Raw genomic sequence first — 17596 nt, 5'->3', positions numbered from 1 at the left:
GAGCAGTGTCCACCCGCGATTCAGCTGTATTCGCCAACCGTTACCGCGCCTTCCTGTTCGATATGGATGGCACGCTCCTGAACTCCATTGCCGCCGCCGAACGGGTATGGGCGACCTGGGCTGAACGCCACGGGCTGGATGTCGCGGCCTTTCTGAAGACCATTCATGGCGCCCGGGCTATCGATACCATCACCCGTCAGGCATTGCCCGGGGTTGACGCGCAGGCGGAGGCGCAGTGGATTACCGAGGCTGAACTCGAGGATGTAGAAGGGGTGGTGGCGATTGCCGGCGCGGTGGAATTTCTCAACGCGCTGCCCGGGGATCAATGGGCGCTGGTCACGTCCGCACCCAAGGCATTGGCTCTGCGCCGTATGCAGGCGGCCGGGATCAACCCACCGGCGGTGTTGGTCACTGCGGAGGATGTCGCCAGCGGCAAGCCGGATCCGGCCTGTTATGTGCTCGGTGCCCAACGGTTGGGAGTGCCGGTGCAGGACTGCCTGGTGTTTGAAGATGCCAGCGTCGGGATTCGTGCCGCAGAGGCGGCGGGGGCCGACGTGATGGTGGTGACCTCGACGCACCATACGCATATGGTCACGGAACACCCCTCGATTGCCGGGTACGAGCATTTACAGGTTTTGCGGGACGAAGCCGGGCTGTTGCACCTGCAGCGCCTGACGTAAAAAAGGCCGATCCGGTTAACCGGATCGGCCTTCTTCATAAACGGACGGTTCCACAGACGGTCAGGACGAGGCTTTCCGGCGATCACTGTGAGGGGCTCGTCGACACAATTTTCGATGAATGGCAGCCTGGAGGGGCTGGAGGCAGAAGACAAACAAGTACGCGCCCAGGAACAGCGTCAGGTCCAACCAGGAGTAGGCATTATCGGAGATGCCCTCCATTTCGTACCGCACGGCATACTCCAGTCCGAAAAAGACCACGGCGATCAGCCCGGCGATCGTCCAGGACTTGGATAAAGAAGGCTGTTTATCAGGACGCCTCATCAACGTGCTCCTTGGCGCGCTGCAGACTGTAAAAGATTTGTCACGAGATTCGGCTCTGGAAAACTCAACAAGTTCCATTTGTATACAAGCTGTTTCATGCGTAAAGGGCACCCAGCGGCTATTACTGTGAAGGGTTCCTGCCTTCCGTCATGCAAAGGGAGTACGCCTTATGTTCGTTCAGTGGTTTCTTGCAGCCGTCCATTTACTGGCATTTGCCATGGCGTTGTCGGCCGTGCTGGCCCGAGGCAAGGCTTTGCGCAGCCTGGTAGAGAGTGAACCATCCACCGTGCGTCGCGTATTGATCACGGACAACATCTGGGGCGTCAGCGCCCTGATTTTATTGATAACCGGTGGCCTGCGGGCGTTTGGCGGCTATGAAAAAGGCAGTGATTATTACCTGCACCAGCCGTTGTTTCACGTGAAGATGACGCTGCTGGTATTAATTTTGTTACTGGAGCTCGCGCCGATGATCCGCTTTATCAAATGGCGCATCGCTTTGGCTCGCGGCGCGCATCTCGATTTGCACCAGGCAGGTCTTTTTGCGCGCATCAGCCACCTGCAGGCGTTGCTGGTGGTGCTGATGATGATTGCAGCGACGGGAATGGCACGTGGCGTAGGCCTGGGGTAACAGTGGGCTGGCGCTTGAATGAGGGAATAGGGCGCGCTGGCCACGGGAAGCCGCGAGCAGGCTAAAGGAGGTTTTCGCCAGCCGTTACAGTGAACGAAAGGGCTGGCTACTGGAGGCGCTTCAAGGTGTCTGGTTTTTATCCGGAGCCGTCAGGCCCGCCTGGATACGTTGGTAGATCTCCTCGCGATGCACGGCAACGTCCTTTGGAGCATTGATGCCGATTCTTACTTGCTGGCCGCTAACGCCCAGGATGGTGATAGTAATGTCATCACCGATGTTTATGCTTTCACCGACTTTGCGGGTGAGTATCAGCATGGACTTCTCCTTGATTGCTTTGAAGGACACATGTTTCAGACAGGGCAGATGTCGGATGTGTGTAGCTTACTGCGAAGCGCTTCCCTGTGGCTGCCTCTTTTAGGACGCATAGAGGCGGCATTAATTCCCATGCCGCCATCATACAGGTCTGCGATACATGATTCGCATTGTTTAAGCCAACGTTTATGACGGCCAGAATAGACAGTGAATGATAAAGTCGCCTCTTTGATCCTCTAAGGAGCAGGGTAGTGCGTAAAGTAGCGATGGCAATTGCGGTGTTGGCATTGGCCGGTTGCGGTGAAGGTAAAAGTGTCGATGCCCCCAAGTCCAGGCCCGCCGTTGCCGAGGCGCCCGCCCAGGCCCAACCAGCGGCCGGTGCGATCGCCGCTCAAGAGTGGGATGTATGGGTGGGGCCACCGGATCACAAGCTGCAAGCGATAACTGACCTGACCGCCTGGTTGCTGGAACACGGTTTCAGTTTCTATCTGACGAAGGAAGACGGTAAGGATCAGGTGCTGCTGGGCCCGTTCAGCACCAAGGCCGAGGCCGAGGCCAAGCAGGTGCAGTTGACCGAGAAACTCGCCACTGCGAAGAAAAATGACACCGTGTCCGAGGTCATCGAACACAAGGTTGCGCAGTAAAGGATCGGCAAGCGGGAGTCCATGGCGCTCCCGCTTTTTACATTCAACCGCAGGCTTTCAAGTTCACCGGGCCGACAAATTCATTGCCGCGCCCCATCACGCACGCCACGGTTTGATTGCGCTGGCGTTCCCAGGGTTGTACCGGGTAGGTCTTGTTCCAGGCTTCGTAGAGTTGGCGGTCCTGCTTCGACAGGCGCAGGCCATACTGCTTGCTCATATAGAAGTACGTACGGGCGATCATCCCGCGAATGGACGGGCGGGGCATAACCTTCTTGGCCTTGAAATCCACCTGGGTCAGGCACGATCCATATTGCCCGCTTTGTACCGGCAGCCAGCCAAAACTGAAATTGTTCCGGTCGCCATTGACCTCGCCGATACTCGGCACCAAGTTGTGCAGGTCGGCCTCAGCGCGCTTGTACACCGCATCCTTGCGGGTGCAGTTCTTGCGCCCGCCATCCTGCCAGCACTGGCGCTGATGGCCGATCTGCCAGGCCGGAACAATGTGTTCCCATTCAATGCGTGCTGCCCGGTTGGCGTTCTTGCGCGGGACATAGCCGCAGGCTTTCAGGTCCACCCGGTTACCGTTGTATTTGCAGCCGCAATAAAATTCCGTGGATTGCGGTTCATACAGCTTCCAGGCGATTTTCTTGGCTTCGCTGAACGTCTTGGGCGCTTGGGCGTGAGCGGTGACAGCAAAAAACACAAACAACAGACTGATAAAACGGGCACTCATTGACTCAATCTTCCTTCGGCACAACCCAGAAAATCTGCACGCCACCGTCATCGCGATAAGCGAGGGTGACGTTGTCGTTTTCTGCGATTTCCTCCAGTAGTCGTGCCCATTCGTCTTCCGGTTCCTCGGGTAAACGGAAAATCAGCGCCGCCTTGTTCTTTTGAGCGTTGGTGGAATTGATGATTTTTTGCACGCGAACGGCCAGGCGTTGGTAGGCGTCAGGCGCTGCGGGTGCTGCGGAAGAGGGCTTTGCCACGGAGTATTCCTTATTAGGCTGTACGTGCATACAGTATTTAACTGTGGGCAATTTCGCAACTGCTTAAAATCCAAGAAGTTCTTCTGACAGTGGTTTTGCCGATTTGGTGTAGGAGGGCTTTGGTTCTCAACGGTTTATTGCGCGGGGGGTAAAGCGGGGGAATTTGGACCCGCTCGCGGTGCGCCACGAGCGGGATGGCCCAACCGTTACCGGCCGGGCCTGGGAGCGATCAATATTCCCAGAACATCCGTTGCAGTTCCTTGCTGTCCTGGGTCTTGGTCAGGGCGACCATGGCCAGGATGCGGGCTTTCTGCGGGTTCAGATCATGGGCAACTACCCAGTCGTATTTGTCGTCAGGCTGTTCGGCGTTACGCAGAACGAAACCGCCGGCATTCACGTGGGAAGAACGAATGATCTGCACGCCTTGCTTGCGTAGTTCCTGCAGGGCTGGCACCACCTTGGACGATACTGAGCCATTGCCGGTACCGGCGTGGATGATGGCTTTTGCGCCGGCCTGGGCCAGGGCCTTGTAGGCGGTGTCGCTTACGTTGCCATAGGAGTAGGCGATTTCGACGTCCGGCAGACTTTTGATGGTCTTGATGTCGAATTCCGAGTTCATGGTGTGGCGTTTGGCTGGCAGGCGGAACCAGTAGGACTTGCCTTCCACCACCATGCCCAGCGGGCCCCATGGGCTCTTGAACGCTTCAGTCTTGATGTTGATCATTTTGCTGACGTCGCGACCCGACTGGATCTCGTCGTTCATGGTGACCAGCACGCCTTTGCCGCGGGCGTCTTTGCTGCCGGCGACGGCAACGGCGTTGTACAGGTTGAGCATGCCGTCAGCCGACATGGCGGTGCCTGGGCGCATCGAGCCGACCACGACGATTGGCTTGTCGGTTTTTTCCACCAGGTTGAGGAAGTAGGCAGTCTCTTCCAGGGTGTCGGTACCGTGGGTGATCACGATGCCGTCGACGTCCTTGCTGTCGGCCAGCTCGGCGACGCGGCGACCCAGTTGCAGTAGGTTTTCGTTGGTGATGCTTTCGGAGGCAATTTGCAACACTTGCTCGCCGCGTACATTGGCGATCTGACTAAGCTCAGGAACACCGGCGATCAGTTGTTCGATGCCGACTTTGGCGGCCTGGTAGGTCGCGCTATTGGCTGCGCTGGCGCCAGCGCCGGCGATGGTGCCGCCGGTGGCAAGGATCACCACGTTGGACAGTTTTTGCTGGGTTTCAGCTTCTTTTGCCTGAGCAGCAACAGGGAACAACAGCAGGAGGGCTAACGCGCCCGGGACGAAAGTTTTCAACGCAGATTTCATTATTCTTCTCTCTAGTTTTTGATGAGTGCTGATGCAGGTTCATCTAGAAACACCCGGGCGGTTCTGTACGCCGCGAGGTGCTGAGTAAGAGCAGGATTTGTACCAGCGGTATTTTGTTTGGTAATAGAATTTAACCTATTGATTTATATCTATATTTATTTGATTTTTAAGCAAGGGACTTCGTCTTTTGTCCGGCTTTCCGAACAAAACGGCGTGCGAATGTTCGGTTGTCCGAAAAGGATGACGGAAAAGTTTGGTTTTAAACGCAGAAGGCACATCGCGACCTGTCGCTTCAGAGAACGATCAAGCGGCATCGATGTTTAGGGAGGACAGCCAATGGCTGCGAGGGCAGGGCGTAGAGCGGATTCATCAAAAGGCTGTTTTCTCCCGTTGACAAATCCCGACAAGCTTCTCATAGTTTGATCTAACGCAAACGTTTGCGAGATGTTTCACGGGCTGCTCTTGGCGTGTCGTGAAAGCTCGTATCAGTCGCCCGGGTGGGATGGCTGCCGAAGCGTTCTTCGGTGCAAGCGTTGCTCACAATAATCATAAGATCGGAGTGAACCCATGAAGCTGCCATTCGCTGGACGTCTTCTTGCTGTCGCTGTGCTTGCTGCCGCATCCGCTGCCCTGCCTCTTTCCTCTGCATTTGCTGCCGAGACCGCCGCCAAACCCAAGGTCGGCCTGGTCATGAAATCCCTCGCCAACGAATTCTTCGTCACCATGCAGGACGGCGCCAAGTCTTACCAGAAAGAACACGCCGCCGATTTCGACATGATCACCAACGGGATCAAGAACGAAACCGATACCAGTGCCCAGATCGATATCGTCAACCAGATGATCCTCGCCAAAGTAAACGCCATCGTGATCGCACCTGCGGACTCCAAGGCGTTGGTCACTGTGCTGAAGAAAGCCTCCGATGCAGGCATCAAGGTCGTCAACATCGACAACCGCCTTGATCCGCAAGTGCTGAAAAGCAAAAACCTCGATATCCCGTTTGTAGGCCCGGACAACCGCAAAGGGTCCAAGCTGGTGGGCGACTATCTGGCCAAGCAGTTGGCTGCGGGTGACAAGGTCGGCATCATTGAAGGTGTGCCGACCACCACCAACGCCCAACAGCGTACCGCAGGCTACAAAGATGCGATGGACGCCGCCGGCATGAAGATCGTCTCCACCCAGTCGGGTAACTGGGAAATCGACCAGGGTCAGAAAGTCGCATCCGCCATGCTGAGCGAATACCCGGACCTCAAGGCATTGTTGGCCGGTAACGACAACATGGCGCTGGGCGCTGTCTCTGCCGTACGTGCGGCAGGCAAGGCCGGCAAGGTGTTGGTCGTGGGCTACGACAACATCGAAGCCATTAAACCCATGCTGCAGGACGGCCGCGTATTGGCGACCGCCGACCAGGCAGCTGCCCAGCAAGCGGTGTTCGGTATCCAGAACGCGCTCAAGCTGGTCAAGGGTGAAAAAGTCGACGCCAAAGATGGCGTAATCGAAACCCCGGTCGAGCTCGTCCTCAAGAAGTAATTCCCCGGCAGCACCAAACAGCGTCCGCTCACTCGAGCGGACGCCTGGAGACGTTCCTATGTCATCTTCCGCACCGAACGCTGTCCTCTCGGTCAGCGGTATCGGCAAGACCTATGCCCAACCGGTTCTGTCCGACATCACCCTGACGCTCAACCGTGGGGAAGTGTTGGCGCTTACCGGTGAAAATGGCGCGGGGAAAAGCACCCTGTCGAAAATCATCGGCGGGCTGGTCACGCCGACCGACGGCCAGATGCAGTTCAATGGCCAGGCCTACACGCCGGGCAGCCGGACCCAGGCTGAAGAGCAGGGCATCCGCATGGTCATGCAGGAGCTCAACCTGTTGCCGACCCTTACCGTCGCCGAAAACCTGTTCCTCGATAACCTGCCCAGCCACGGTGGCTGGATCAGCCGCAAGCAACTGCGCAAGGCCGCGATTGAAGCCATGGCGCAAGTTGGCCTGGACGCCATCGACCCGGACACTCTGGTCGGCAGCCTCGGCATCGGCCACCAACAGATGGTCGAAATTGCCCGCAACCTGATTGGCGATTGCCACGTATTGATCCTCGATGAACCCACGGCGATGTTGACCGCCCGTGAAGTCGAGATGCTGTTTGAACAAATCACCCGCCTGCAGGCCCGGGGCGTGGCGATTATCTATATTTCCCACCGGCTCGAAGAGCTTGCCCGTGTCGCCCAGCGCATTGCAGTACTGCGTGACGGCAAGCTGGTGTGTGTCGAGCCGATGGCCAACTACAACAGTGAGCAACTGGTCACGCTGATGGTGGGCCGCGAACTGGGCGAGAAAATCGACCTGGGCCCGCGCACCATCGGCGCGCCGCTGTTGACGGTCACAGGCCTGACCCGCTCGGACAAGGTCCGCGACGTGTCCTTTGAAGTGCGTGCCGGTGAAATCTACGGCATCTCCGGCTTGATCGGCGCTGGCCGTACAGAATTGCTGCGCCTGATCTTCGGTGCCGATATCGCCGACAGCGGCACCGTGGCCCTGGGCACACCCGCGCAAGTCGTCAGCATTCGTTCGCCTGCCGACGCGGTCGGTCATGGCATCGCCCTGATCACCGAGGACCGTAAAGGCGAAGGCCTGCTGCTGACGCAATCCATCGGCGCCAATATTGCCTTGGGCAACATGCCGAAGGTCTCCAGCGGTGGCTTGGTGAATAGTCGTGACGAAACCGCGTTGGCCAAGCGCCAGGTCGACGCCATGCGCATCCGCAGTTCCAGCCCGGCGCAGTTGGTGTCCGAACTGTCGGGCGGTAACCAGCAGAAGGTGGTGATTGGCCGCTGGCTGGAGCGCGACTGCGAAGTGATGTTGTTCGATGAGCCGACCCGGGGCATCGACGTTGGCGCCAAATTCGATATTTATGCGCTGCTCGGCGACCTGACCCGCCAGGGCAAGGCGCTGGTGGTGGTGTCCAGCGACCTGCGTGAGTTGATGCTGATCTGCGACCGCATCGGCGTGCTTTCCGCCGGGCGCCTGATCGAGACCTTCGAGCGCGACAGCTGGACCCAGGACGAATTGCTTGCCGCTGCTTTTGCCGGCTATCAGAAACGTGATGCGCTGCTCAATGACGCAGCGCCTAGGAATACCCCATGAAAACCATTTCCTCCCCTGCAAAACGTGGCGGCAACTTTTACGGCCTGGGCACTTACCTTGGCCTGGCCGGTGCTTTGCTGGCGATGATCGCGTTGTTCTCGTTCCTGAGTGACCACTTCCTCTCGTACGACACCTTCAGCACCCTGGCCAACCAGATTCCCGACCTGATGGTGTTGGCGGTGGGCATGACCTTCGTGCTGATCATCGGCGGTATCGACCTGTCGGTGGGGTCTGTGTTGGCCCTGGCCGCATCGGCCGTCAGCGTAGCGATTCTCGGCTGGGGCTGGAGCGTGTTGCCGGCAGCCATACTGGGCATGGGCTGCGCCGCGTTGGCCGGGACTATCACCGGTTCCATCACCGTGGCGTGGCGCATCCCGTCGTTCATCGTGTCTCTGGGCGTGCTGGAAATGGCCCGCGGCGTGGCGTACCAGATGACCGGCTCGCGCACCGCATACATTGGTGATTCGTTTGCCTGGCTGTCGAACCCGGTGGCCTTCGGGATTTCGCCTTCTTTCATCATCGCGTTGCTGGTGATCATCGCCGCGCAGCTTGTGCTGACGCGTACCGTGTTCGGTCGCTACCTGATCGGCATCGGCACCAACGAAGAGGCCGTGCGTCTGGCGGGTATCAATCCAAAGCCCTACAAGATCCTGGTGTTCAGCCTGATGGGCCTGCTGGCCGGCGTGGCGGCACTATTCCAGATTTCGCGCCTGGAAGCTGCGGATCCAAACGCCGGTTCCGGCCTGGAATTGCAAGTGATTGCCGCCGTGGTGATCGGCGGTACCAGCCTGATGGGCGGGCGCGGCTCGGTGATCAGTACCTTCTTCGGCGTGCTGATCATCTCGGTACTCGCGGCAGGGCTGGCGCAGATTGGCGCCACCGAACCGACCAAACGTATCATCACCGGTGCCGTGATCGTGATTGCGGTGGTGCTGGATACTTACCGCAGCCAGCGCGCCAGTCGGCGAGCCTGAGCCATGGCAACGATCAAGGATGTGGCGGCGCTTGCGGGGATTTCCTACACCACGGTGTCCCATGTGGTGAACAAGACGCGCCCGGTCAGCGAGCCGGTACGGATCAAGGTCGAGGCGGCCATCAAGCAGCTCGACTATGTACCCAGTGCGGTCGCGCGATCGCTGAAGGCCAAGACTACCGCGACCATCGGCCTGTTGGTGCCCAACAGCCTCAACCCGTATTTTGCGGAACTGGCCAGGGGCATCGAGGATTACTGCGAGCGTAACGGCTATTGCGTGATCCTCTGCAACTCCGACGATAATGCCGAAAAGCAGCGCAGCTACTTGAGGGTGCTGTTGGAGAAGCGCATCGACGGCTTGATCGTGACCTCGGTAGGCGGTGATGACAGCGGCCTGGCAACGGGCCTGAAAGCGGTGCGTACGCCGATGGTCATCGTCGACCGCGCGCTGGACGGGATCGATGTGGACCTCGTGCGCATCGACCACGAACAGGGCGCCTACCTGGCGACCCGTCATCTGTTGGATTTGGGGCACCGCGACATTGCCTGCATTGGTGGCCCGAGCCATACCCGCGTGGCGCAGATGCGTATGGCGGGTTACTACCGCGCGCTGGCCGAGGCGGGGCTCGAAGTGCCGGCCGGTCGTGTGCTGGAGAGTGACTTCACCAGCACCGGTGGTTACGCGGCGGCAGCGCAATTGCTGGCGGATAATCCCCCCAGTGCGATTTTTGCCGGCAACGACATGATCGGCTTCGGCGTATTGCGCGCGGCTGCCGAACGTAATATCCGCGTGCCCGGTGAGCTGTCGGTGATCGGGTTCGATGATATTCAAATGAGCCAGTACGTGTACCCGGCGCTGACCACGGTGGGCCAGTCGATCCTGCAACTGGGAGAGATGGCGGCCGAGATTTTACTGCGACGAATTGCGACACCCCAATTGCCGATCGATCAACGCATCGTGACGCCGAGTATTGTTCTGCGCGAGTCGACGGCGCCGTTGGCCGGTGTGTTTGCCCAATACCGCTGAACCGAATTGATGAGTACTGATGTATGCCAGCAAAAGTAGTGGTAATAGGCAGCCTGAACATGGACCTGGTCACCCGGGCCAGTCGGCTGCCCCGCGCCGGTGAAACCCTGATCGGCCAATCGTTTTCCACCGTTCCCGGCGGCAAGGGCGCAAACCAGGCGGTCGCTTCGGCGCGTCTTGGGGCCGAAGTCGCGATGGTCGGTTGCGTGGGTACCGATGCCTACGGCGCGCAATTACGCGACGCATTGTTGGTGGAAGGCATCGATTGCCAGGCCGTCAGCACCGTCGACGGTTCCAGCGGTGTGGCGCTGATCGTGGTGGATGACAGCAGCCAGAATGCGATTGTCATCGTCGCCGGCAGCAATGGCGAATTGACCCCAGCCAAATTACAGACCTTTGACAGCGTGCTGCAGGCTGCCGACGTGATTGTCTGTCAGCTTGAGACGCCGATGGAGACTGTTGGCCATGCCCTCAAACGCGGTCGCGAACTGGGCAAGACGGTGATCCTCAATCCGGCACCAGCCAGCGGTCCTCTGCCTGAAGATTGGTACGCCGCCATCGATTACCTGATTCCCAACGAAAGCGAAGCCTCGGCCTTGAGTGGCGTGGTGGTGGATTCACTGGACAGCGCCAAGGTCGCTGCTACGCGTCTGATCAAGGCCGGTGCCGGCAAAGTCATCATTACCCTCGGCTCCGAGGGCGCATTGTTTGCCGATGGCCAGGGCTTTGAGCACCTGATGGCGCCCAAGGTCAAGGCGGTCGATACCACGGCTGCCGGTGACACCTTCGTCGGCGGTTTTGCGGCGGCGCTGGCCAGCGGCAAAAGCGAGGCCCAGGCCATTCGTTTTGGCCAGGTGGCTGCTGCGCTGTCGGTCACCCGTGCGGGTGCGCAACCCTCCATTCCTACATTGCATGACGTCCAAGGTTTTGTGCCCTCATGAAAAAGACTCCCTTGCTTAATATCGCGCTGTCGCGGGTGATCGCATCCCTTGGCCACGGCGACATTCTGGTGATCGGTGATGCCGGCCTGCCGGTGCCGCCGGGTGTTGAACTGATCGACCTGGCGCTGACCAAAGGTATCCCGGATTTCGTCAGCACCTTGCGCATTGTTCTCAGTGAAATGCAGGTGGAAAGCCACGTACTCGCGGAAGAAATCCTGCTCAAGCAGCCGCCGGCCCTGGCTGATCTCAATACCCTGACCGAACAGGCCGCTCTCGGCGAGCGCCGCCTGCTCAGCCATGAAGAGTTCAAGCAGCTCAGCCGCAAGGCGAGGGCGGTGGTGCGCACCGGTGAGTGCCAGCCTTACTGCAATATCGCGCTGGTCTCCGGCGTAACGTTCTAGAATTCCCAACGACAAGGAGTGCGTCATGCAACGTGGTACCCAAACCCTGCGACACCTTTTCCGGAGTGTGCTGCTTTTGTCCTTCCTGACTGCTGCAAGCGCCCACGGGGCGGAAAAAATCGACCTGATCATCGATACCGACCCCGGTGCGGACGATGTGGTGGCCTTGCTGTTCGCCATGGCTTCGCCCGATGAGCTGAACATCCGTGCGCTGACCACCGTTGCCGGTAACGTGCGCCTGGACAAGACCTCCCGCAATGCGCGCCTGGCTCGTGAGTGGGCAGGGCGCGAGGACATCCCGGTATACGCCGGTGCCCCGAAACCGATGCTGCGCACGCCGATCTACGCCGAAAATATCCACGGTAAGGAAGGCATCTCCGGTGTCACCGTGCATGAGCCGAAAAAAGGCCTGGCCGAAGGCAATGCCGTTGATTATCTGATCAAGACCCTGAGCACCGCCAAACCCCACAGCATCACCATTGCCATGCTCGGTCCACAGACCAACCTGGCGCTGGCGTTGACCCAGGCGCCGGAGATCACGCAAGGCATCAAGGAAGTGGTAGTGATGGGCGGCGCGCACTTCAACGGCGGCAATATCACGCCGGTGGCCGAGTTCAACCTGTTCGCGGATCCGATAGCGGCTGAGATCGTGCTCAAAAGTGGCGTCAAGCTGACTTACCTGCCATTGGACGTGACCCACAAGGTCCTGACCAGTGACGCACGCCTGAAGCAAATCGCTGCGCTGAACAACAACGCGAGCAAGGTGGTGGGCGATATTCTCAATGAATACGTCAAAGGCGACATGGAGCACTACGGCATCCCGGGTGGCCCGGTGCATGACGCTACCGTCATTGCCTACCTGCTCAAGCCTTCGCTGTTCAGCGGCCGTGAGGTCAATGTGGTGGTGGACAGCCGTGAAGGCCCGACCTTCGGCCAGACCATCGTTGATTGGTACGACGGCCTGAAACAACCGAAGAACGCATTCTGGGTTGAAAACGGCGATGCCCAGGGCTTCTTCGATCTGCTGACTGAGCGTCTTGGTCGCCTGAAGTAAGCGCTTTACCGGTCGGCGTTCGTCGGCCGGGTCTTATTCGCGCTCGGGGTCTGGCGCCCCCATGTGATCGGTCGGGTATTTCTCGAATACCTGGCCGATGAATGCCTGCGCGGCCTGAGTACCCAGTTCCTTGACCAGCAGGTCGATACCGATGATTGCCAACTCCTCGGGGCTGCCCGGGCTATAGGAGCTTTGCCCTTGGGGCCACTTGGCTTTGATGTCGGCGTGGATCGTGACGATGGTCATGGGGGGCTCGCGAGGCTGGAAGGCGGTTGGTGCTGTCTTGCGAGTGGAGTTAACCATTTTGCGCAGCGTTTGGCACTGCTACTTAGGCATGAGGGGAGGGCTGTGCGACACTGTCCGCCTGTTTAATTGCCAGGGCAAACCGCGTGCAGATCGATTTGAACAACCCCGAGAACCTGACGCTGGAGGCTGTGAAACAGTTGCTGGCCTCCGCCAGTGACAACGTTCACACCCAATTGCGCGTCACCAAAGCAGGCATTGCCTACCTATCTTCGGGCGTGGTGGGCGGTGTTGATATCGACGGCCTGCTGTTTCGTCTCGAAACCTGGGCGGCGGGTTCCGGTTATGTCGGCAACGTCGCAGCCAGCGACGAGGTGTGGGTGATGCAGATTTTCAATGCGCTCAAGCAGAACTGGCCGACGCCGCCGTTTGATTACATCGACATCTACTGAGCGCGTTCATATCTGGTGACGATTGATTCGCTGGTACCCAGCGTCGACTCAGGCAGACTGGCCAACGGCCAATTGTGACAATTCGGAAACCAATCGGCCAAACCGCGGTCGCACGGTCTCTGCCCATTTTTTCTTAAAGGAGGCTTCATGCCTTGGAAGCTCGCATCATTCGGTACTTTGTTGGCTGCGCTTGTCTTGACGGGTTGCAGCACCCCGGGTACCTCTGAGCCAGCCAAAGACACTGCCGTGACCGATGCTGGTCATAGCCGCTGTGAGGCGAAGGCTGCCGAGTTCGCAATCGGCCAGAAGGCTTCGCCGCAACTGCTGGAACAGGCCCGTAGCCGCGCCGGTGCGCAGAACGCACGCATTCTCAAACCAGACGACATGGTCACCCTGGAATACCGCTCCGATCGCCTGAATCTCAATACCGATGACAACCTGGTGATCAATCGCGTCAACTGCGGCTGATGGTTTCAGCGCTTTTCTCCAGGCCATAAAAAACCCCGTCACATGGACGGGGTTTTTTTAGTTCGGCGCAGAATTACTCTGGGCGAACCTGTGCAGCTTGCATACCCTTTTGGCCTTTCTCAGCCACGAAGGAAACGGTTTGGCCTTCTTTCAGGCTTTTGAAACCGTCGCTTTCGATAGCTTTGAAGTGTACGAACAGGTCGTCACCGCCACCTTGAGGAGTGATGAAGCCGAAGCCTTTTTCATCGTTGAACCATTTAACGGTGCCGGTTTGGCGATTAGACATGGTGTATCTCCAAGAAACATATATTTTCAGTAGTGCTGTGCTGCTCAGGCCAACTGGGCACACCGAGCTATCATAGTCGAAATGTTCGGCTTGGGAGCCCCCCCAAGGCATTGTTTGCTATTCAATCGCGTTGCGTTTCATGCCTTGGTTGGCTGAAAGCCCCGATCTACGGGGCTTCTAAGCGAAATATCAGCTAGTAAAAAAAGCCGTAAAAGCTGCGTAATTTGTGAGAAATGGCAGTTTTCAGGGCGATTTCTGGTCCTTTAGCCGGTCTGGCGGGGTGTAAAAATTACTTTTTCTTCACGACTTTGCAGGACGAAATAGCCGCCACAGCTTTGTTTTTCAACGCGGGATCTGCGTTCTGGTTAGTCATGAGTTCCTTGATCTCGGCACTGCTCAATTCGGCATTGATCTTGTCCGCGCCACATTCGCAATGGTCTTTGGCGGTTTTGGCATCAACGCTTTGCTGGGCGGCTGCACTGCAATCCTTGATGAAGCTGTCCCGTGCACCGGCAGGCCAGTTCGACGGGGCTGCGGCGTGCGCACCCAGGGACATGAGGGTCAGGGATGCAGCAAGGGCGAAAGTCGAGGTAAAACGCATAATGAAATGCTCCTGGAGTCATGGACGAACGGTGATTCTCGGTGTGTTTGAGGCTCGCCGTACAGTTCAAGTTCACTTTTGCCCCTAAAAGCCGGGAATTTGCGTTTCGTTAAGCGGCGCCGGCGCCATGACCGTTCATCTGTGCTAGCATCTTTCGCTTGGCTATTTTCCGGCGCGCTTATGCCGCCTTGCCAAGGTCTTTTTTGCTTAACTCCAGTCACTCTGGTTCGATTACCGGTTGGCCGAAAGGCTCCTGCCGCTGTAAGGCAGGCGTTCATCACTGAACGGCCTGGTGTTGGATCTTGTACTGGCTCATCCCAACCCACGTGACCTTTGGTAGGGGTCACCACTAGGAGAGGAGGCGCCATGCCAACTATTACTCTTCCCGACGGCAGTCAACGTTCATTCGATCATTCGGTTTCCGTAGCCGAGGTCGCCGCATCCATTGGTGCCGGCCTGGCCAAGGCCACCGTGGCCGGCAAGGTCGACGGCAAGCTGGTTGACGCCAGCGACCTGATCACCGGCGATGCCAGCCTGCAAATCATTACGCCCAAGGATCAAGAGGGGCTGGAGATCATTCGCCACTCTTGCGCGCACCTGATTGGCCACGCGGTCAAGCAGCTGTACCCAACCGCGAAGATGGTCATCGGCCCGGTCATCGACGAAGGCTTCTATTACGATATCGCCTACGAGCGTCCTTTCACTCCGGACGACCTGGCGGCCATCGAGCAGCGCATGCACGCGCTGATCGAAAAAGATTACGACGTCATCAAGAAAGTCACTCCGCGCGCCGAAGTGATTGATGTGTTCACTGCCCGCGGCGAAGACTACAAGCTGCGCCTGGTGGAAGACATGCCGGACGAGCAGGCCATGGGCCTGTATTACCACGAAGAATACGTCGACATGTGCCGTGGCCCGCACGTGCCGAACACGCGCTTCCTCAAGTCGTTCAAATTGACCAAGCTGTCCGGTGCCTACTGGCGCGGTGATGCGAAGAATGAACAACTGCAGCGGATCTACGGCACTGCCTGGGCTGACAAGAAGCAGCTGGCGGCCTACATCCAGCGCATCGAAGAAGCCGAAAAGCGCGACCATCGCAAGATCGGCAAGCGTCTGAACCTGTTCCACCTCCAGGAAGAAGCGCCGGGCATGGTGTTCTGGCACCCGAACGGCTGGACCCTGTACCAGGTGCTTGAGCAGTACATGCGCAAGGTTCAGCGCGACAACGGCTACCTTGAGATCAAGACGCCGCAAGTCGTTGACCGCAGCCTGTGGGAGAAATCCGGGCACTGGGCCAACTACGCCGACAACATGTTCACGACTCAGTCGGAAAACCGCGACTACGCCATCAAGCCGATGAACTGCCCGTGCCACGTACAGGTGTTCAACCAGGGCCTGAAGAGCTACCGCGAGTTGCCGATGCGCCTGGCCGAGTTCGGTGCCTGCCACCGTAACGAGCCATCGGGTGCACTGCACGGCATCATGCGGGTACGTGGCTTCACTCAGGATGACGCCCACATCTTCTGCACCGAAGAGCAGATGCAGGCCGAATCCGCCGCGTTCATCAAGCTGACCATGGACGTGTATCGCGATTTCGGCTTCACCGAAGTCGAGATGAAGCTGTCCACTCGTCCGGAAAAACGCGTGGGTTCCGACGAGCTGTGGGATCGCGCCGAAGCTGCACTGGCCGCAGCACTGGACAGTGCGGGGCTTGCGTACGACCTGCAGCCAGGCGAGGGTGCGTTCTACGGTCCGAAGATCGAGTTCTCGCTGAAAGATTGCCTTGGTCGCGTCTGGCAGTGTGGTACCCTGCAGCTCGATTTTAACCTGCCGATCCGTCTGGGAGCCGAATACGTCTCCGAAGACAACAGCCGTAAACACCCGGTTATGCTGCACCGGGCGATCCTCGGCTCGTTCGAACGGTTCGTCGGGATCCTGATCGAGCACTACGAGGGTGCATTCCCTGCGTGGCTGGCTCCGACCCAGGCAGTGATCATGAATATCACTGATAAACAGGCAGATTTTGCCGCTGAAGTTGAAAAAACTCTCAATGAAAGCGGATTTCGTGCCAAGTCCGACTTGAGAAATGAAAAGATCGGCTTTAAAATCCGCGAGCATACTTTGCTCAAGGTTCCCTATCTTTTGGTTATCGGAGATCGGGAAGTCGAGATGCAGACTGTCGCTGTGCGTACTCGTGAAGGTGCTGACCTGGGCTCGATGCCCGTCGCCCAGTTCGCTGAGTTCCTCGCGCAAGCGGTTTCCCGGCGTGGTCGCCCAGATTCGGAGTAATTATTATTAAGCGTGAAATGAGACAAGATAAACGAGCTGCACCGAAAGCCCCGATCAACGAGAATATCTCGGCACGCGAGGTTCGGTTAATTGGCGCTGACGGCGAGCAGATTGGCATCGTCTCGATTGATGAAGCGCTTCGTATTGCTGAAGAGTCCAAATTGGACCTGGTGGAAATCTCCGCCGACGCAATCCCACCCGTTTGCCGGGTGATGGACTACGGCAAGTCGATCTTCGAGAAGAAGAAGCAGATTGCCGCGGCGAAGAAGAACCAGAAGCAGATTCAAGTAAAAGAAATCAAGTTTCGTCCAGGGACGGAGGAAGGGGATTACCAGGTAAAACTGCGCAACCTGGTACGTTTCCTGAGTGATGGGGACAGGGCCAAGGTATCCTTGCGATTCCGCGGCCGTGAGATGGCCCACCAGGAGCTGGGGATGGAACTCCTCAAGCGGGTTGAAGCTGACCTGCTCGAGTACGGTTCGGTCGAACAGCATCCTAAGATGGAAGGACGCCAGCTTATTATGGTCATCGCCCCGAAAAAGAAGAAGTAATCAATAGGGCACGGCAGGCCTTCTGATTATGTTTATCAACTGAATGCGGAGTACCGAACATGCCAAAGATGAAAACTAAAAGTGGTGCTGCTAAGCGGTTTCTGAAAACTGCTAACGGTATCAAGCACAAGCACGCTTTCAAGAGCCACATCCTGACTAAAATGTCGACCAAGCGTAAGCGTCAACTGCGCGGTAGCAGCTTGCTGCATCCGTCTGACGTTGCAAAAGTCGAGCGCATGCTGCGCCTTCGTTAATTTTAGTCAAGAATAGAGGAAGTAA

At 58.0% G+C, this 17596-nt stretch carries 23 protein-coding genes; 15 read left to right on the top strand and 8 right to left on the bottom strand.

The features are described from left to right. Window positions 1-5 precede the first annotated feature (5 nt). A complete protein-coding gene (locus K0H47_RS17465) occupies window positions 6-680 on the top strand; it encodes an HAD family hydrolase (RefSeq protein WP_219273297.1) in 675 nt (224 codons plus the stop codon). A 60-nt stretch (window positions 681-740) separates the two neighbouring features. Here the strand turns inward: K0H47_RS17465 and K0H47_RS17460 are convergent, their stop codons facing one another. Continuing rightward, entirely contained in the window at window positions 741-1001 is a 261-nt protein-coding gene (locus K0H47_RS17460) for a hypothetical protein (protein WP_063031672.1), read from the bottom strand. A gap of 169 nt (window positions 1002-1170) precedes the next feature. Here K0H47_RS17460 and K0H47_RS17455 point away from each other — a divergent pair, with 169 nt between their 5' ends. Continuing rightward, window positions 1171-1629, top strand: coding sequence for a DUF2214 family protein (locus tag K0H47_RS17455; RefSeq protein WP_063031670.1), 459 nt, complete (start codon window positions 1171-1173; stop codon window positions 1627-1629). A gap of 120 nt (window positions 1630-1749) precedes the next feature. Here the strand turns inward: K0H47_RS17455 and csrA are convergent, their stop codons facing one another. Beyond that, the gene (csrA, locus tag K0H47_RS17450) at window positions 1750-1944 is read right to left on the bottom strand and encodes a carbon storage regulator CsrA (protein ID WP_003192511.1); all 195 of its coding nucleotides are present in this window, start codon (window positions 1942-1944) and stop codon (window positions 1750-1752) included. A gap of 263 nt (window positions 1945-2207) precedes the next feature. Between csrA and K0H47_RS17445 the strand changes: the two genes are divergently transcribed. After that, window positions 2208-2585, top strand: coding sequence for a hypothetical protein (locus tag K0H47_RS17445; RefSeq protein ID WP_063031668.1), 378 nt, complete (start codon window positions 2208-2210; stop codon window positions 2583-2585). A 43-nt stretch (window positions 2586-2628) separates the two neighbouring features. On the opposite strand, the gene K0H47_RS17440 is transcribed toward K0H47_RS17445, so the two are convergent. The 3 genes from K0H47_RS17440 to K0H47_RS17430 form a co-directional block, all read right to left on the bottom strand. Further along, window positions 2629-3318, bottom strand: coding sequence for an endonuclease (locus K0H47_RS17440; RefSeq protein WP_063031666.1), 690 nt, complete (start codon window positions 3316-3318; stop codon window positions 2629-2631). Between the two features lie 4 nt (window positions 3319-3322). Next, the gene (locus K0H47_RS17435; RefSeq protein ID WP_008438695.1) at window positions 3323-3574 is read right to left on the bottom strand and encodes a DUF1654 domain-containing protein; all 252 of its coding nucleotides are present in this window, start codon (window positions 3572-3574) and stop codon (window positions 3323-3325) included. 229 nt (window positions 3575-3803) lie between these two features. Continuing rightward, the gene (locus tag K0H47_RS17430) at window positions 3804-4892 is read right to left on the bottom strand and encodes an asparaginase (protein ID WP_003219965.1); all 1089 of its coding nucleotides are present in this window, start codon (window positions 4890-4892) and stop codon (window positions 3804-3806) included. A 567-nt stretch (window positions 4893-5459) separates the two neighbouring features. Here K0H47_RS17430 and K0H47_RS17425 point away from each other — a divergent pair. Genes K0H47_RS17425 through K0H47_RS17395 form a run of 7 tightly spaced genes read left to right on the top strand, consistent with a single transcriptional unit; the run spans window position 5460 to window position 12427 of the window. Continuing rightward, window positions 5460-6419, top strand: coding sequence for a sugar ABC transporter substrate-binding protein (locus K0H47_RS17425; protein ID WP_063031662.1), 960 nt, complete (start codon window positions 5460-5462; stop codon window positions 6417-6419). A 58-nt stretch (window positions 6420-6477) separates the two neighbouring features. Further along, a complete protein-coding gene (locus tag K0H47_RS17420; protein WP_063031660.1) occupies window positions 6478-8031 on the top strand; it encodes a sugar ABC transporter ATP-binding protein in 1554 nt (517 codons plus the stop codon). After that, window positions 8028-9005, top strand: a complete 978-nt coding sequence (locus K0H47_RS17415; protein WP_063031658.1) for an ABC transporter permease — start codon at window positions 8028-8030, stop codon at window positions 9003-9005. Before K0H47_RS17420 ends, K0H47_RS17415 begins: the two co-directional genes overlap by 4 nt. 3 nt (window positions 9006-9008) lie before the next feature. Continuing rightward, complete coding sequence (locus K0H47_RS17410; RefSeq protein ID WP_063031656.1) at window positions 9009-10031, top strand: LacI family DNA-binding transcriptional regulator; 1023 nt, start codon at window positions 9009-9011, stop codon at window positions 10029-10031. A 23-nt stretch (window positions 10032-10054) separates the two neighbouring features. After that, window positions 10055-10972: a ribokinase gene (gene rbsK, locus K0H47_RS17405; protein ID WP_177026021.1), complete on the top strand. Its 918-nt coding sequence runs from the start codon at window positions 10055-10057 to the stop codon at window positions 10970-10972. Next, on the top strand, window positions 10969-11373 hold the full coding sequence (gene rbsD, locus K0H47_RS17400) for a D-ribose pyranase (protein WP_017478841.1): 405 nt from the start codon (window positions 10969-10971) through the stop codon (window positions 11371-11373). Before rbsK ends, rbsD begins: the two co-directional genes overlap by 4 nt. Window positions 11374-11398: 25 nt before the next feature. Further along, window positions 11399-12427 (top strand): nucleoside hydrolase, encoded by a 1029-nt coding sequence (locus K0H47_RS17395; RefSeq protein WP_063031651.1) that lies wholly within the window; start codon window positions 11399-11401, stop codon window positions 12425-12427. Window positions 12428-12460: 33 nt separating this feature from the next. Here K0H47_RS17395 and K0H47_RS17390 read toward each other — a convergent pair whose 3' ends face one another. After that, on the bottom strand, window positions 12461-12673 hold the full coding sequence (locus K0H47_RS17390) for a hypothetical protein (protein WP_063031649.1): 213 nt from the start codon (window positions 12671-12673) through the stop codon (window positions 12461-12463). Window positions 12674-12816: 143 nt separating this feature from the next. Here K0H47_RS17390 and K0H47_RS17385 point away from each other — a divergent pair, with 143 nt between their 5' ends. Both K0H47_RS17385 and K0H47_RS17380 read left to right on the top strand, forming a co-directional pair. Next, complete coding sequence (locus K0H47_RS17385) at window positions 12817-13122, top strand: hypothetical protein (protein WP_063031647.1); 306 nt, start codon at window positions 12817-12819, stop codon at window positions 13120-13122. 147 nt (window positions 13123-13269) lie between these two features. After that, the gene (locus tag K0H47_RS17380) at window positions 13270-13590 is read left to right on the top strand and encodes an I78 family peptidase inhibitor (RefSeq protein WP_017478844.1); all 321 of its coding nucleotides are present in this window, start codon (window positions 13270-13272) and stop codon (window positions 13588-13590) included. A gap of 73 nt (window positions 13591-13663) precedes the next feature. On the opposite strand, the gene K0H47_RS17375 is transcribed toward K0H47_RS17380, so the two are convergent. Both K0H47_RS17375 and K0H47_RS17370 read right to left on the bottom strand, forming a co-directional pair. Further along, on the bottom strand, window positions 13664-13876 hold the full coding sequence (locus K0H47_RS17375) for a cold-shock protein (protein WP_003179963.1): 213 nt from the start codon (window positions 13874-13876) through the stop codon (window positions 13664-13666). 289 nt (window positions 13877-14165) lie between these two features. Continuing rightward, a complete protein-coding gene (locus K0H47_RS17370) occupies window positions 14166-14480 on the bottom strand; it encodes a hypothetical protein (RefSeq protein WP_026078157.1) in 315 nt (104 codons plus the stop codon). Between the two features lie 363 nt (window positions 14481-14843). Between K0H47_RS17370 and thrS the strand changes: the two genes are divergently transcribed. The 3 genes from thrS to rpmI are packed head-to-tail and all read left to right on the top strand — an operon-like array spanning window position 14844 to window position 17571. Next, the gene (thrS, locus tag K0H47_RS17365) at window positions 14844-16766 is read left to right on the top strand and encodes a threonine--tRNA ligase (protein ID WP_003219944.1); all 1923 of its coding nucleotides are present in this window, start codon (window positions 14844-14846) and stop codon (window positions 16764-16766) included. Beyond that, on the top strand, window positions 16766-17317 hold the full coding sequence (infC, locus tag K0H47_RS17360) for a translation initiation factor IF-3 (RefSeq protein ID WP_169875357.1): 552 nt from the start codon (window positions 16766-16768) through the stop codon (window positions 17315-17317). Before thrS ends, infC begins: the two co-directional genes overlap by 1 nt. 59 nt (window positions 17318-17376) lie before the next feature. Then, complete coding sequence (gene rpmI, locus K0H47_RS17355; protein WP_002553160.1) at window positions 17377-17571, top strand: 50S ribosomal protein L35; 195 nt, start codon at window positions 17377-17379, stop codon at window positions 17569-17571. Window positions 17572-17596 lie beyond the last annotated feature (25 nt).

This window comes from Pseudomonas sp. Xaverov 83 (genome assembly GCF_019352905.1).
In the GTDB taxonomy this organism is placed as follows: Bacteria; Pseudomonadota; Gammaproteobacteria; order Pseudomonadales; family Pseudomonadaceae; genus Aquipseudomonas; species Aquipseudomonas yamanorum.
This window is presented reverse-complemented; position numbering and strand designations above follow the sequence as displayed.